This window comes from Streptomyces sp. NEAU-174, from assembly GCF_052665095.1.
In genome coordinates this window covers 215649-230175 of the sequence record NZ_JBQTCE010000008.1, presented here as the reverse complement: position 1 = coordinate 230175, position 14527 = coordinate 215649, and the positions used below count along the sequence as shown (strand labels likewise).

Annotated in this window: 11 protein-coding genes; 5 read left to right on the top strand and 6 right to left on the bottom strand. The window is 70.5% G+C overall.

Annotated elements, in window-relative coordinates; genetic code table 11:
• Window positions 1-183: 183 nt before the first annotated feature.
• Window positions 184-1308: an ADP-ribosylglycohydrolase family protein gene (locus ACT2CW_RS24300; RefSeq protein ID WP_164433554.1), complete on the top strand. Its 1125-nt coding sequence runs from the start codon at window positions 184-186 to the stop codon at window positions 1306-1308.
• Here ACT2CW_RS24300 and ACT2CW_RS24295 read toward each other — a convergent pair.
• Entirely contained in the window at window positions 1286-2710 is a 1425-nt protein-coding gene (locus ACT2CW_RS24295; protein ID WP_445518262.1) for a glycosyltransferase 87 family protein, read from the bottom strand. The two genes, ACT2CW_RS24300 and ACT2CW_RS24295, sit on opposite strands and share 23 nt — an antisense overlap.
• A gap of 182 nt (window positions 2711-2892) precedes the next feature.
• Here ACT2CW_RS24295 and ACT2CW_RS24290 point away from each other — a divergent pair, with 182 nt between their 5' ends.
• On the top strand, window positions 2893-3090 hold the full coding sequence (locus ACT2CW_RS24290) for a GNAT family N-acetyltransferase (protein ID WP_164433550.1): 198 nt from the start codon (window positions 2893-2895) through the stop codon (window positions 3088-3090).
• Between the two features lie 112 nt (window positions 3091-3202).
• Here ACT2CW_RS24290 and ACT2CW_RS24285 read toward each other — a convergent pair whose 3' ends face one another.
• Together ACT2CW_RS24285 and ACT2CW_RS24280 are read right to left on the bottom strand one after the other, a co-directional pair.
• Window positions 3203-4777: a sodium:solute symporter family protein gene (locus ACT2CW_RS24285; RefSeq protein ID WP_445518261.1), complete on the bottom strand. Its 1575-nt coding sequence runs from the start codon at window positions 4775-4777 to the stop codon at window positions 3203-3205.
• 314 nt (window positions 4778-5091) lie between these two features.
• The gene (locus ACT2CW_RS24280; RefSeq protein WP_164433546.1) at window positions 5092-5874 is read right to left on the bottom strand and encodes an SDR family oxidoreductase; all 783 of its coding nucleotides are present in this window, start codon (window positions 5872-5874) and stop codon (window positions 5092-5094) included.
• A gap of 154 nt (window positions 5875-6028) precedes the next feature.
• Between ACT2CW_RS24280 and ACT2CW_RS24275 the strand changes: the two genes are divergently transcribed.
• Complete coding sequence (locus tag ACT2CW_RS24275; protein ID WP_445518260.1) at window positions 6029-6856, top strand: hypothetical protein; 828 nt, start codon at window positions 6029-6031, stop codon at window positions 6854-6856.
• Between the two features lie 169 nt (window positions 6857-7025).
• On the opposite strand, the gene ACT2CW_RS24270 is transcribed toward ACT2CW_RS24275, so the two are convergent.
• From ACT2CW_RS24270 to ACT2CW_RS24260, 3 genes are all read right to left on the bottom strand, one after another.
• Complete coding sequence (locus ACT2CW_RS24270; protein ID WP_037947978.1) at window positions 7026-7235, bottom strand: DUF397 domain-containing protein; 210 nt, start codon at window positions 7233-7235, stop codon at window positions 7026-7028.
• A 193-nt stretch (window positions 7236-7428) separates the two neighbouring features.
• Window positions 7429-8322, bottom strand: coding sequence for a helix-turn-helix domain-containing protein (locus ACT2CW_RS24265; protein ID WP_037947981.1), 894 nt, complete (start codon window positions 8320-8322; stop codon window positions 7429-7431).
• A gap of 455 nt (window positions 8323-8777) precedes the next feature.
• On the bottom strand, window positions 8778-9533 hold the full coding sequence (locus ACT2CW_RS24260) for a GOLPH3/VPS74 family protein (protein WP_037947984.1): 756 nt from the start codon (window positions 9531-9533) through the stop codon (window positions 8778-8780).
• 254 nt (window positions 9534-9787) lie between these two features.
• Between ACT2CW_RS24260 and ACT2CW_RS24255 the strand changes: the two genes are divergently transcribed.
• Window positions 9788-12376, top strand: a complete 2589-nt coding sequence (locus ACT2CW_RS24255) for a D-alanyl-D-alanine carboxypeptidase family protein (RefSeq protein WP_445518259.1) — start codon at window positions 9788-9790, stop codon at window positions 12374-12376.
• 200 nt (window positions 12377-12576) lie between these two features.
• Window positions 12577-14484 (top strand): MFS transporter, encoded by a 1908-nt coding sequence (locus ACT2CW_RS24250; RefSeq protein ID WP_445518258.1) that lies wholly within the window; start codon window positions 12577-12579, stop codon window positions 14482-14484.
• Window positions 14485-14527: the final 43 nt, after the last annotated feature.

Below are 14527 nucleotides of genomic sequence, written 5' to 3'. Positions count from 1 at the left end.
GGCTTTCGGTACGCGGCCGACATTCGGTGAGGGAATTCGCATTCTCGGAATGCGACACTCCGTCGTCTTCTCCGTGATGACGCCTTCACAATCCGCGGCGGCCAAGAGGCGATCATTAGGTGTCCATTACAGTTCAAAGGCAGTTCAGGGCCATTCACGCAGCGAAGAAAAGAGGCATAGGTCGTGACCGCAACCGCCAGCGCAGCGACCGGCGTATGGGGCCGCGCCGAACAGCAGGACTTCCGCAGCCGGGTGCGCGGCTGTCTGCTCGGCGGGGCCATCGGGGACGCGCTGGGGGCGGCCGTGGAGTTCGCCTCCCTGGACGAGATCAGGGCGGCGCACGGGCCCGAGGGCGTGACGGACTTCCTGCCCGCCTATGGCGGCCGCGGACGGGTCACCGACGACACCCAGATGACGCTGTTCACGGTGGACGGACTGATACGGGCGCAGGTGCGCCGCGACACCGGGGCCTGGCACCCGCCCACCGACATCCACTCCGCCCACCGCCGCTGGTACTCCACCCAGCGCGACTGGGGCCCCGATGAGCGCCGTAAGGACGCCGGCTGGCTGGCCCGCGAGGAGTGGCTGTACGCCCAGCGGTCCCCGGGCCGGGCCTGTATCACCGGGCTCGCCGACGAGACCATGGGCACCCTGGAGCGGCCCAAGAACCCGGACTCCAAGGGATGCGGCGCCGTGATGCGCTCCGCGCCGTTCGGACTGCTGGTGGGCTGGGAGCCGCAGCTGGTCTTCCAGCTGGCCATCGAGTGCGCGGCCCAGACCCATGGCCACCCCACCGGCTATCTCTCGGCCGGCGCCTTCGCCCTCATCGTGCACGGCTTGGCGCGCGGCGAGGCGCTGGACGGGGCGGTCCAGCGCGCCCTCGCCCATCTGGCCGCCCGCCCCGGCCACGAGGAGACCACCCACGCGCTGCGGCTCGCCCTCGGCGCCGTACGGCAGGGGCTGCCGACCCCCGACCGCGTCGCCTCGCTCGGCGAGGGCTGGACCGGCGAGGAGGCGCTGGCGATGGGCCTGTACTGCGCCCTGGTCGCCGAGGACGTACGCCACGGGCTGCTGCTCGCGGTCAACCACGGCGGGGACAGCGACTCCACGGCGGCCATCTGCGGCAATCTGCTGGGCGCGCTGCACGGCGAGACGGCGCTGCCGCCCGCCTGGCTGGCGGAGGTCGAGGGGCGCGGCACGATCCTGGAGCTGGCCGACGACTTCGCCATGGAGATGACCCAGGGCCCGGCCCTGCACGGCCCCGGCAGCTCCTCCCCGGCCTGGCTCACCCGCTACCCGCGCGCGTAGGTCCGCTCCCCGCCCGCACCGGCGGTGGTCCGCTGCCGCCCGGGGTCCCGATTCCCTCCCAGGGACGCCATGGACGCCTTACGGCGCGCACGGTCAGATACCCGGCCACGCCCAGGAAGGCGACGCCGATCAGCGGATAGACGGCGGTGAGCAGCATCTGGGCCGGGTTCTGGTGGAGCTCCACCCGGGCCGGCCGGCTGTGGGGCGCGTACCAGACCATGAAGGAGCAGAACAGCAGCCCGGTCACCACCGTCCCGGCCGTCCAGCCCGCCGTGCGCCGCCGCACCGCCTCCACCGCGAGCAGCAGGACCATCGGGACGGCCCACACCCAGTGGTGCGACCAGGAGACCGGGCTGACCATGAGGGCGGTCACCGCGCAGGTCAGGGCGGCCCAGGCGCGGGCGTTGGGCAGGCGGCTCTCGTCGGTCAGCTGGGCGGCCACCGCCGTGGCCAGGCCCACACAGCCGACCAGGGCGGCCGCCGCGAGCCACCACAGGCCCGGGTCGGGGGTGTGCAGCACACGCGCGAGGGCGCCCTTGAGGTTCTGGTTGCCCGCGCCCTCGACATCGCCGGGGCGGTCGGTGGCGAAGACGACATCGGTCCAGAAGCGCCGGGAGTCATGCGGCAGCGCCAAGGCCGAGAACGCGACCGTAAGGACGAAGGCGGCGGTCGCGACGGCCGCGCGCCGCAGATGGTCGTTCGGGAGACGCCGGGGCGGCGGACCGCTCCCGGGGCCGTTGCGCCCGCGGGCCGCCCGGGCCGTCCGCAGCCGTCGCAGGCCGAGGAACAGCCCGGCGAGCCCCAGGAAGACCACGAAGAGCCCCGGGGTGAGCTTGATCCCGGTGGCGATGCCCGTCCCGACCCCCGCCCAGCGGTGGCCCGACCGGCGGGTCAGATCCCAGAGCACCAGCGCCGTGACCAGCAGGTTGATCTGCCCGTAGCGCAGCGTCGTCCACACCGGCTCGCACCACACCCCGACGGCGGCCAGAGCCAGGACGGCAGCCGGTCGCGGCACCCGCGCGGGCAGCCCGATCAGCCGCAGCGACAGATGGGCCACGGCGACCATCAGGACGAGATTGACGGCCGTCCCGAAGGTCCGCAGGACGCCCGTGCTCATCACGGTCAGTGGAGTGAAGAGCAGGGCCGCGAAGGGCGGATAGGTATTGGGCAGATTGTGCTCAGTCGCCCGCATGTCATACAGATCCATCGCATTGCGTACGGTCCATCCCTCGGCGCGATAGACCATCAGATCGACCATCGACACCTGGGCGGCCCGCTGCGCGATCCAGAACCCGGTGAAGGAGAGCAGACAGAAGACCGCCGCGCACAGGACCGGTCGGCGCAGTACGAGGGCGCGGGCCCGGTGGATCCGGGAGTCAGTGATCGTCTGGGTGGCGGTCACGGGGGCTCCAGAGGTCCCTGAGGACGGCGGCAGGCGGGCTCGGACGGCCGACCATAGTACGTTCCGGATGCGAACCGCAGGTGAGCAAGAGGTTGCCCGGACAGGCGGGATCTGCTTACCGCGACCCCGGCCCCGCGTTCCACTTCCGCCCCGCCGGGAACGGCCGGCCGTAAGGTGGGCCGGTGCCTGCCTCCGCCGCCGTCATACGTGATGCCACCCACGCCGACCTGGCCGCCATCGCCGCGATCTTCGGTCACTACGTCACCGAGACCGTCGTCACCTTCGAGGAGACCCCGCCCACCGTCGAGGACTGGGCGCGGCGGCTGGCCGAGGGCCGCGCTGCTCGACGCCCTGCTCACCCGCTGTGCCGAGGCGGCTGACGGGCCGCGCCAACCCATAGTCGGCGCCCACCCACACAAGGACCCGGGCCGCCGGTCACCCCGCACCGGGTGGTGACCGGCGGCCCGGGTCATGGCCGCCGCGCGGAAGGCGTCAGTCCGTGGCGCCGGCGACCGACTCGCGGTCGTCCGCGTCGCCCTGGTTCGGCACCGACAGCGCGGCACTCGCAGAACCCGGCCCGTCGTCATCCGAGTTGAGCGAGGCGAGGATGGCATCGCGCTCCGGGGTGTCCTCGGGCTTGATGTAGCCGATGACGATGAAGAGCACGAGCGAGACCGCGAGCGGGACGGAGATCTGGTACTCCAGGTTGACGCCTCCGTCGATCGCGTCGTTGATCGGGTAGTTGACCAGGTAGAAGGCGATCAGCCCCATGGCCCAGCTGACCAGCGCCGCCGTCGGACCCGACTTGCGGAAGGTGGCCAGCATGCCGAGCATCAGCGGGATCGCGATCGGTCCCATGAGCCCGGCGACCCACTTGATCACCACGGTGATGATGTCCCCGAAGAAGTCCGAGTTGACCTGGGTGGCGATGGCCATCGACAGGGCGAGGAAGAGCAGCGTGGTGTAGCGGGCCGCGAGCAGCCCGGTGCGGGAGGACCATTCCCGTACCGACGTGAAGACGGCGGGCATGATGTCCCGGGTCACCACGGCCGCGATCGCGTTGGCGTCCGAGGAGCACATCGCCATGGTGTGCGAGAAGAAGCCGACGATCACCAGGCCCAGCAGACCGTGCGGCAGCAGGTGTTCGGCCATCTCGGCGTACGAGTCGGCGGGCTTGTCCGTCTTGATGATCAGCGGCGCGACCCACATCGGGAAGAACAGGACCAGCGGCCAGACGAACCACAGGACGGCCGACAGCCGGGCCGAGCGCTTGGCGGAGTGGGCGCTGTCGGTCGCCATGTAGCGCTGCGCCTGGTTCCACATGCCGCCGTTGTACTCGAAGGTCTTGATGAAGAGGTACGCGAGCAGGAAGACCAGCGTGTACGGGCCGACGGTCGGCTGGTGGTGGCTGTCGGGGAGGTCGTCCCAGACGGTCCAGAAGGTGCTGAAGCCGTCCAGCTCGTGGAGCACGGCGATCAGCATCGAGATGCCCGCCACGAACTGGATGATGAACTGGCCGAGTTCGGTGAGCGCGTCGGCCCACAGCCCGCCGACGGTGCAGTAGACGGCGGTGACCGCGCCCGTGATCAGGATGCCCTGGTTGAGCGAGACACCGGTGAAGATGGAGAGCAGGGTGGCGATGGCCGCCCATTTGGCACCCACGTCCACGATCTTCAACAGCACCCCGGACCAGGCCAGCGCCTGCTGCGTAGGCAGGTTGTAGCGGTTCTTCAGATATTCGAGCGGCGAGGCCACCCTGAGTTTGCTGCGCACCCGGTTCAGGCGCGGCGCGAAGAGATTGGCGCCGATCGCGATGCCGATGGCGATGGGGAAGGACCAGGTGACATAGGAGGTGATGCCGTATTGGTAGGCGATGGCCGCGTATCCCGTGAACATCACCGCGCTGTAGCCGGACATGTGGTGCGAGATCCCGGACAGCCACCACGGCATCTTGCCGCCCGCGGTGAAGAAGTCGCTGACGTTGTCCACACGCTTGTGGGACCAGAGGCCGATGCCGACCATGACACCGAAGTAGCCGATCAGTACAACCCAGTCGAGACTGTTCATGTCCCCTCCCAGGGGTCCGCCATATGAACGGGAGCGCACTTCGCCGCGACGTTCGTCATGGGCGGTTCCCCCGAGCGGGAGCGGGGTACTTCCGGGATTGAACCGCTCGTTCGGGTGACCGGTCAAGGGTTCTAGAGGTCACGAATGTGAACGCGGATCAGGAAGAAGAACGAATTTACGGTTTCTTGACCTGACGGGGCGTTGAGGTTCGCATGTCTGTACGCCCACGATGAGCGGGCACTTCGTCAGACGCACGCCCACCGATCGCTGGGTCGTACGGGAGCGGGATCCCGAAAGGCCGGACAGGAGTCGCGCTAACGCATCAGTTCACCGGCGTTCACCAGCAGCGACTGCCCGGTGATCGCCCGGGCCCGGTCGGAGGCCAGGAACGCCGCGGCCTCCGCCACATCGCCGTCCGTCGCCAGCTCCGGCAGGGCCATCCGGTCGGTGAGCCGGCTCAGCACCTCGGCCTCGCTCACGCCCTCGGTCTGCGCGGTGAAGGTCACATACGCCTGCACCGGCGGCCCCCACATCCAGCCGGGCTGCACGGTGTTGACCCGTATCCGGTGCGGACCCAGCTCACGCGCGAGCGCGTACATGGCGGAGGTCAGCGCGCCCTTGGAGGCGGCGTAGGCGGTCTGGCGCAGCTCGGTGGGGGCGGCGGACGACGACTGGGTGCCGATGAGCACGACCGAGCCGCCGTTCCGCTTCAGCGCGGGCAGACAGGCGCGGGTCATCCGGAGCGTCCCGAACAGATTGATGTCCACCACCCGGGCCCAGGACGCGAAGTCGGCGTCCTCCAGCCCGCCGAAGTGGCTGTCCAGCGCGGCCACATGGACCACGGCGTCGATCCGGCCGAAGCGGTCGAGGGCGAGCGCGGCCAGCGCCTCGCACTGCGCCTCGTCCGCGATGTCGGTGGGCCGCCAGGCGGTGCGCTCACCGCCCGGATCGACCTCCTCCGCCACCTTCGGCAGCCGCTCCTCGGTCCGCGCCCCCAGCACCACCCGGGCCCCGTCCCGGACGCAGGCGGCCACCACCCGGGCCCCCAGTCCGGGTCCGACCCCGGAGACGACGACGGTCTTGCCCTCCAGCGGCATGGCGGTCCCTCCCGTATCTGGCGTCGCGTCAGGTTAGGGGCGCGGCCGTGAGATGGCCAGAGCGTCACCGGCCCCGTTTCGCCGTCCGATTCCGCGCACTTGATTCGTCCGCACCCCTCCCCAACTGACGTCACGTCAGCTACACCTGAGGGACATGACGAGCGACGCGTACGCGGAACTGGCCTCCGTCGGCCCGTACGGGGTGCGTCCGGGCCATGCCCTGATCACCCTGGTCGAGCCGCACCCGGGCCATGAGTACGCCTACAACCGCTGGTACGAGGACGACCACTTCATCGCGGGCGCGATGGCCATGCCGTGGATCTACGCGGGCCGCCGCTGGGTCGCCACCCGTGAGCTCCAGCTGCTGCGCTACCCCGAGAAGTCGGCGATCGCCCAGCCGGTGACCGCCGGCTGCTACCTCTCCGTCTACTGGCTCACCGAGGGGCGCTACGCGGACCACATGCGGTGGACGGTCGGCATCAACAAGCGGCTCCTGCGGGACGGGCGGGTCTACCAGGACCGTACGCACATCTTCACGGCCTTCCAGGACCACGAGGCCACCGTCTACCGGGACGGGGCGGCCGGGCCGCGTGACCATCACGCGCTGGACCACCCCTACGCCGGGCTGGCACTGGAGGTGATCGAGAGCGAGGGCCCGGAGCAGCGGGAGGAACTGCTCGCATGGCTCCGATCCAGACATCTGCCGCGCCGGCTCGCGGGCTCACCCGCCGCGATGGTGACGGTCTTCCGGCCGACCCCGCTGCCCTCGGACCGGATGTCGTATGTGAAGCAGGTCGAGGGCGTGGACACCCGGCTGACCCTGCTCTGGTTCCTGGAGTCCGACCCCCGGGAATGCTGGGACCCCGGTTTCACCGGTCTGGACGGCGAAGTGGCCGATGCCGGTCTCGGCCGGGTGGAATTCATGGCGCCGTTCATTCCGACGATTCCCGGTACGGACCAATACGTGGCGGAACTCCGCTGAACCGGCGATGTCCGCCGAACCGGCGATGTCCTCCGGATCGGCGACGCGGGAAAGCGCCGGAAACGGCAAGAGCCCTCTCGGCAGGGACGGCGACCGGTCGAGAGGGCTCGGATGCGGGCTTGGCGCTCCGCGCCGCCGACCGCGCTACCGCGGCCGGGTGTTGCGGAGATCAGTCGAGGTCGAAGGCGCCTCGGCTGACGTCGGACACAAAGGCCGACCACGACGCGGGGGCGAAGCTGAGCGTCGGTCCCTGGGGGTCCTTGGAGTCGCGCACGGCGATCTCGCTGATGACCGGGGAGGAGATTTCCACGCAAGCGCCGTTTCCGGCCGAGTACGAGGATTTCACCCACATGCTCGTCTTTCCCTGCTGAATGGACACGATTGCTCCGATGCATTGTGTAGATGAGACGCACCCCCGATTGGAGGCGTCACCGACGTTACTCGGCAACATCGTCTGGAAAGCGGGCCATTCACTCGACCGGATGGCATATTCCCGTGGCCCCTTCCCCGGCGAGGCGCGGAGGTGTAGCCTCCGCCCTTCGCCGTTCGCGCCGGAGCGTTTCCGTCCCCCCTCAGTCCGCCGGGGCCGCCTCGCTCTCCTCCTGGTGCCGGCGGGCGTGCTCCTGGGCCATCTCGGTGATGAACTGGCGGCTCTGATCCGCGTTCAGCGCCTGGGCCCGCAGATGCTCGTACATCATGCTGTAGCTCTGCACATCGCTGAGCTTCTCCAGATACAGGTCGCTGGTCACGCCCTCGAGATAGACGACGCTGGTGTCGGACTCGTCCGAGAACTCCAGGATGGTGAACTGCCCGCTCATCCCCGGATGCGACCCCATGTCGAACGGCAGCGCCTGCACCGTCACATGGGGCTCGTGGCTCATCCGGACCAGATAGTCCAGCTGATCGCTCATGATCTTGGAGTTGCCCACCACCCGCCGCATCGCCGCCTCGTCCACGACCGCCCACAGCCGCAGCGGGGCCAGCGGATCGGTGATCCGCTCCTGGCGCCTGAGCCGGACCTGGACCCGCTGGGCGATCTGGTCCTGCGGGGCCTCCGGGAGGGCGCCGCTGATCACCGCCTCCGCGTAGTCCGGGGTCTGCAAGAGGCCCGGCAGCACCTGGGGTTCGTAGACCCGCAGCGACGCCGCGTCCGTCTCGAAGCCGATGTAGACGCTGTACGGCACATCGCCGAAGGCGTTCCACCAGCCCTGTTGGCGGGACTCCTTCGCCATTTGCATCAGGGAATCGACCAGCGCCTTGTCCTCCACCTTGTAGGTGCGGCACAGGTCGCGCACATCGCGCTGGCTGATGCTGCGGCGCCCGTTCTCCAGTCGGCTGATCTTCGACTGGGAGACCATCAGCTCCTCAGCCACCTCCTCCGCCGTCATGCCCTTCTCCTGGCGGAGCCTGCGCAGTTCCTGGCCCAACCGGCGTCGCCGGACAGTGGGGCCGACGTTCGATGTCACAGGACGTGCACCTCCGGCTTCGTACTGCTGATTTATGCTGCTCAGCAGCCTGCCACTACCGGACGGGGCCGCGCTGGGAAATGGCCGCACAAGGGCGGCCGCACAACGGTGGGCGAACGCGCGCGCGGGGGGGGGGGGGGGGTTGGTTTCCCCAACCACCCCCCCCCCCCCCCCCCCCCCCCCGGAAAAACGTCCCTTGGGGGGGGGGGGAAGGTCGGTTCGCCAACCTCCCCTCCCCCACCACCCCGCGCGCTTCAGCGGCTCCCGAACCGGGTCAGTGGGGACTGCGGTGCGGTCGGTGGAGCGTCAGTGGTGCTCGGTGCTGCTCGGAGCCGGACGGTGGCGCTCCGCCCCGGACGGTGCCGGGAGCGGTGTCCGCCGCCCCGCTGACGGGCTGCTGGTGCGTTCGACGGGCTGGGTGGTGCGTGATGGTGCGATGGTGCCCCGAAGGGGCCTCAGCGCGCTCCGACGCGGGCCATGCTCCCGCGACGGGACGGCTGGGCCGGAACGCCGGCCGCGGGCTCCGCCGCGGCGCGTGCTCCCGGCTGTCGGCCCGGGCCCGCGGCCGGTGCGCGCCGTGGCTGCGCCGCGACACCGTTCTGCACGTCCATCACGGCGTGCGCCACGAGACCGCCCATCGGGTCGTGCCGGATCAGATCCCGGAGCCTGGAGCGCGAGGAACGCCCCTCGTTCCCGGGATACAAGTGCTTGCCGAGCCCGACCGCGTGGGCCAGGGCGGCGAGCGCGGCGGTCCGCGGGTCCGGCGGTACGCCGGTGCGGATCGCGCTGTCCAGCCGGGCCCTGATCTCCCGGCTGATCGCCGTGTCCGTCGCCTGGTAGCGCGTCGTCGGCAGTACGCCACACATCTGGCCCGCGACGGCATGCACCATGCCGCAGCGCTCCAGGTGCGTGAGGTACGTCTGGCGCAGCCCCAGCCGGGGCCCGCCGATCCAGTGGACCGCGCGCACCGGGCTGCCGCGTCGGCGCAGCAGCTCCAGCGCGGAGTCCAGAGTCGGATCTCCGGTCGGCCGTGGCAGCACCACGGCGATACGATCCCCGTCAGGGGCTATCCGTCCGGCCAAGGCCAGCTCTACTAGCTGTGCCCCGGCAAGACCGAGGTCGAGCGACTGCGGCTGCGCCGTGGTACCCGTGGTCGGGTCCAAAGCGAGCAGCAGAAGCTCCTCCGGAATTGTTCTGCGGCTCCTGCCCATCCATGCCTCCCCGCGTGGATGAATGACAGGGTGACCCCTCTCACATTGGTCTGTCGAGAGTGCCTGGGGGGTTTGGGTGGGAACCAGTAGGTATGTCGTTCTCGTCTAGCAGGTGGGCGGCACCTGAAGACGCTCTCCGGCTGTGGCGCTGCGCGATCGCGTGCCGGACACACAGGACACTGGTAGAGGTTGGGCTGCGGGACGTGACGCCATGGGGCGTAGGGCGTCCCGCGACACATATCGAGGAGGCATCGGTGGCGGGCGAGTCCCCCGGCAGGTCGGATCAGCAGAAGTCGTCGGGGGAGACGGCTAGGGGAGAGAGCGATCCGAGGCTCGCGATCTCGCGCGAAGCGGAGGCGGGCCAGGGCTCGACGGCGGTCGCCGTCGTGTCCGACGACCTCCGGTCGGGTTCCGAGGAGCCGGATTCGGCTTCCGACGAGCCCGGGGTGACCTCCCAGGCGAAGGCCGAAGCGGAGGCGGAAGCGGAACCAGAGGCGCCGGCGGTCGACCGGGGCGACGCGAAGGTTTCTGGTGTTCGCGATAGTGAACAGGGCGAAGGTTCCGGGACGTCGGAGGCGAAGGCGGAGCCGGAGGCGGATGCCGGTGCGTCGGCCGCATCGCCCAAGGGGGATGCGGCCGAGCCCGACGCGGAGGCGGAGGCGGACGCGGAGGCGGAGGCGGATGAGGACGGTGCGGACGGCGCCGATGACTCCGAGGACTCTCGTGGCGCCGACGACTCTGATGACGCGGACGCCGACGCGAAGGTTGAGCGTGCGTCCGAAGCCGAGGTGGACGGGGACGGTGACGAGCCGTCGAAGCCGTCGGTGGATCAGCGGACAGCTGTCTTCCGTACGGTGAAGCCCAAGGCGGACGCTGACGCTGACGCGAAAGCTGAGGGTGCGTCCGAGGCCGGGGCGGATGGGGACGGTGACGAGCCGTCGAAGCGATCGGTGGATCAGCGGACGGCCGTCTTCCGTACGGTGAAGCCCAAGGCGGACGCCGAGGGCAAGGACAAGAAGGACGAGTCCGAGAAGGGCGAGCCCCAGAAGGACGAGGCCAAGAAGAAGGACGAGCCCAAGGCGGACGAGCCCGAGGGCGAGTCCGGTAAGGCCGCCGCGTCCGACGCGAAGGCTGCCGCGTCCGACGCGGACGACGACGCCTCCGACAAGCCGATCGACCGCCCGACGGCCGCCTTTGGCGTGCTCCCGGAGAAGTCCGGTAAGGACCGTAAGGACGGTAAGGACGGCACGAAGGGCGTCGACCAGCCGACCACCGCCTTCAAGGCGGTCAGCCCCCCGGCCGACAGCAAGGCGTCCGAGGGCAAGACGGCCGACAAGGCGTCCGACGCCAAGACCTCCGGCAAGAAGCCCGTCGGTGAGTCGGACAACGAGCGGACCAGCAAGTTCGTCCCGCTGCGGTCCCCCGACGACCCGGCCCCGCCGAAGCCCGCGGCCCCGCCCGCCGCGCCGAAGGCCCCGGCTGCCCCGCCCGCCGCGGTCCCCGAGGCCGAGCGGACCAAGCAGCAGCCGCTGCCGCCGCTGACCCCGGACGGCAAGCAGCCCGCCCCGCTCGATCTGCTGGCGCAGCTGACGAACACGCCGCCCAAGCCCGAGACACCGCTGCGGACGGCGGTCCGCCGGGTCAAGATCTGGACGCCGCTGGCCGTGCTGCTGGTGATCATCCTGGGCGTGGTCCAGGCGCTGCGGCCACTGCCGGATCCGTCGCTGGAGCTCACCTCGGACGCCAGCTACCGCTTCGGCGGCGAGGCGCTCTCCATGCCGTGGCCCGACCAGGGGCAGTCCGCCGCCGAGGTCGAGGGCGTCGGCAGCCTGGGTACCTCCGGCGAGCAGAAGCCCGTGCCGATCGCCAGCGTCACCAAGGTCATGACGGCTTATGTGGTGCTCAAGGACCATCCGCTGAAGGGTGACGCGGAGGGCCCGAAGATCAAGATCGACGCGCAGGCGGCCGAGGAGGCGAAGTCCGCCGACGAGTCGCGGGCGGAGGTCAAGGAGGGGCAGAGCTTCACCCAGCACCAGCTGCTCCAGCTGCTGCTGATCAACTCCAGCAACAACATCGCCCGGCTGCTCGCCCGCTGGGACGCCGGATCGCTCGACGCGTTCGTGAAGAAGATGAACGACGCGGCCGACAGCCTGGGGATGAAGCACACCACCTACACCGACCCCAGCGGTCTGAAGGAGTCCACCAAGTCCACCGCGGCCGACCAGCTGAAGCTGGCGAAGGCGGCGATGCAGTCCGACGCCTTCCGGGCGGTCGTGGCCACGCCCAACACCGATATCCCGGGTCTCGACGACCGCATCTACAACAACAACAATCTGCTGGTGAAGCCGGGTGTGATCGGTATCAAGACCGGTTCGTCCACCCCGGCCGGCGGTGCGCTGATGTGGGGTGCCGTGCGGACGATCGACGGCAAGAAGCAGCGGATCCTGGGTGTGGTCCTCGAGCAGCGCGCGACCACCACGCTGGACGCCAGCCTCCAGCTCGCCCAGACCAACAGCTACAAGCTGATCACCGCCGCGCAGGACGCCCTCACCTCGGCCACCGTCATCAAGAAGGGCGATGTCGTCGGCCAGGTCGACGACGGCCTCGGCGGCACCACGCCGGTCGTCGCCACCAAGGATCTGAAGGCGGTCGGCTGGTCCGGTCTGACGGTGGACATCAAGATCGGCGACGGCGGTAAGACGGTGCCGCACTCGGCCAAGGCGGGCACGGTCGTCGGCGAGGTGACCGTGGGCACGGGCCCCGGACAGCTCAAGGCGCCGGTGGCCCTTCAGAGCGATCTGTCCGAGCCGTCGTTCGGCGCGAAACTGACCCGTATCGGCTGACCCGCGCGGGCAGTGGGATAGAGGGGACGAGAGGAAGTGGCCCCGGCGCGAAACGCCGTCGGGGCCCGAGCCGGATCGGGGCCGCCCGAGCGTGCTAGCGTCGGTGGGTCCCCGGCCTGGACCCACCGCGGAACCGGAGTGACCCGGCGCGGGGTTGAGGACGATGGGGCAGACCTCGGGGGAAGACGGGGAGAGCCGCAGTGACCACCGTGGATCCGACACGGGCCGATGAAGGCGGGGGCTCGGAGGAGAGCACCGCCGCACGAATACGCGTACCCACACAGCGCTGGCCGGCCGAGCCGACCGGCCCGGTGGAGGCGGAGGCGGAGAGTGAGAGCCGCCAGGCCGCTTCGGGCGGGCTGCTCCAGCGGGCCCGGACGGCGGTCCTGCGCCATCCGGTTCTGGCCGCCCTGGCCGCCGCCGCGCTGCTGCATCTGGTGTGGGTGGCGCTGCTCGCGAACAGCGGCGGTGACCTCGCCGCGCAGGACGCCTGGGCGGAGTTCGCCCTCCAGCACCCGGACCTGGCGTACAACCTGGCCTGGTACGGCGGGATGCACCCCGTCTCGTACAGCGTCATCTCGCCCTATCTGATGGCGGTCCTCGGGGTCCGCTCGACGATGATGATCGCGGGGACGCTGTCCGCCGGGCTGCTCGCGCTGCTGCTGGTGCGCAGCCGTGCCGTGCGGCGGCCGATGTGGCCCGCCATGTACGGTGCGTTCGCGCTGACCTGCAACGCCATCTCGGGCCGGGTGACCTTCGGGCTCGGCGCGATGTTCGGGCTCGCGGCCGTCGCCGTGATCTTCGCCTGGCCCCGGCGGTGGCGCTCCCGGCGCTGGCACCACAAGACCGGACGGTTCGTCCTGGCCGCCGTGCTGTCGGCGCTGGCGACCATGTCCAGTCCGGTGGCCGGTCTGTTCGTGGGCGTCGTGGCCGCCGGGCTGTGGCTGACCAAGCGGCGGCCCGCCGCGTACGCGCTCGGGATCACCCCGGCCGTGGTGGTCGGCCTGTCGGCGTGGCTGTTCCCGTTCTCCGGTGAGCAGCCGATGGGCATCGGATCGGTGATCCTGCCGTTCATCACCGGTGCCGCCACGCTGATGTGTGTGCCGCGCACCTGGTCGACGGTGCGGGTCGGGGCCGGGCTCTACTGTCTGGGAGTGGTGCTCACCTGGGTGATTCCCTCCCAGATCGGCACAAATATCTCCCGGCTCGGCATGATCTTCGGCGGTGTGGTGCTGATCGCCGCGCTGCCCGCGGTGCGCAAGCCACCGCGCGCCGAGCTGCGCACGACGCGTGCGGGCCGCCGCTGGACCGTTCTGGTGCTGGCGCTCGCGACCGTCACGGTGTGGCAGGGGGTCAAGACCGCCGACGACGTGATCCACACCGCCCCCTCGGCGTCCTGGGCCCGTGAGCTGGCGCCGCTGGTCGACCGGCTCAAACGGGAGAAGGCCGACCGGGGCCGGGTCGAGGTGGTTCCGGTGCGCAGCCACCGCGAGTCCTCCGCGCTCGCCCCGTACGTCAATCTGGCGCGCGGCTGGAACCGCCAGCGCGACCTGGACCGGAACCCGATCTTCTACGGCGAGGACACCCTCACGCCGGTCAGCTACCACGAATGGCTCAAGCGCTGGGCGGTGCACTTCGTGGTGCTGCCCGCGGACGACCCGGACACCGCGGCGGAGAAGGAGTCCGAGCTGCTCGGCACCGAGCTGCCGTATCTGCGCCAGGTCTGGTCGGACGAGAACTGGAAGCTGTACGAGGTCAAGGACCCGACGCAGATCGCCGACCCGCCGGCCACCGTGCGCCGCGCGGGCGCCGACCAGCTGGTGCTGTCGGTCCGCGCCAAGGGTCCGGTGCTCATCCGCATCCCGTACTCGCCGTGGCTGGGCCTGGTGGACAAGGACGGGCACAGCGTCCGGGCCCCGAAGGGGGAGGACGACCGGCTGCCGGTCAACCGCGAGGGCTGCCTCACCAAGCAGGTCGAGGGCGGGGAAGAGGGCCAGCCGGAGGACGAGTGGACGGTGCTGCACGCCCCCCGGCCCGGCATCTACCGCATAACGGGCAAGTACCAGCTGCCGCGCGGCACGCCCTGCCCGGACGAGATGGCGCCCTGAGCCGGTCAGCGGCTGACCCGGCTTCCTGAGCCCGGTCGGCCGC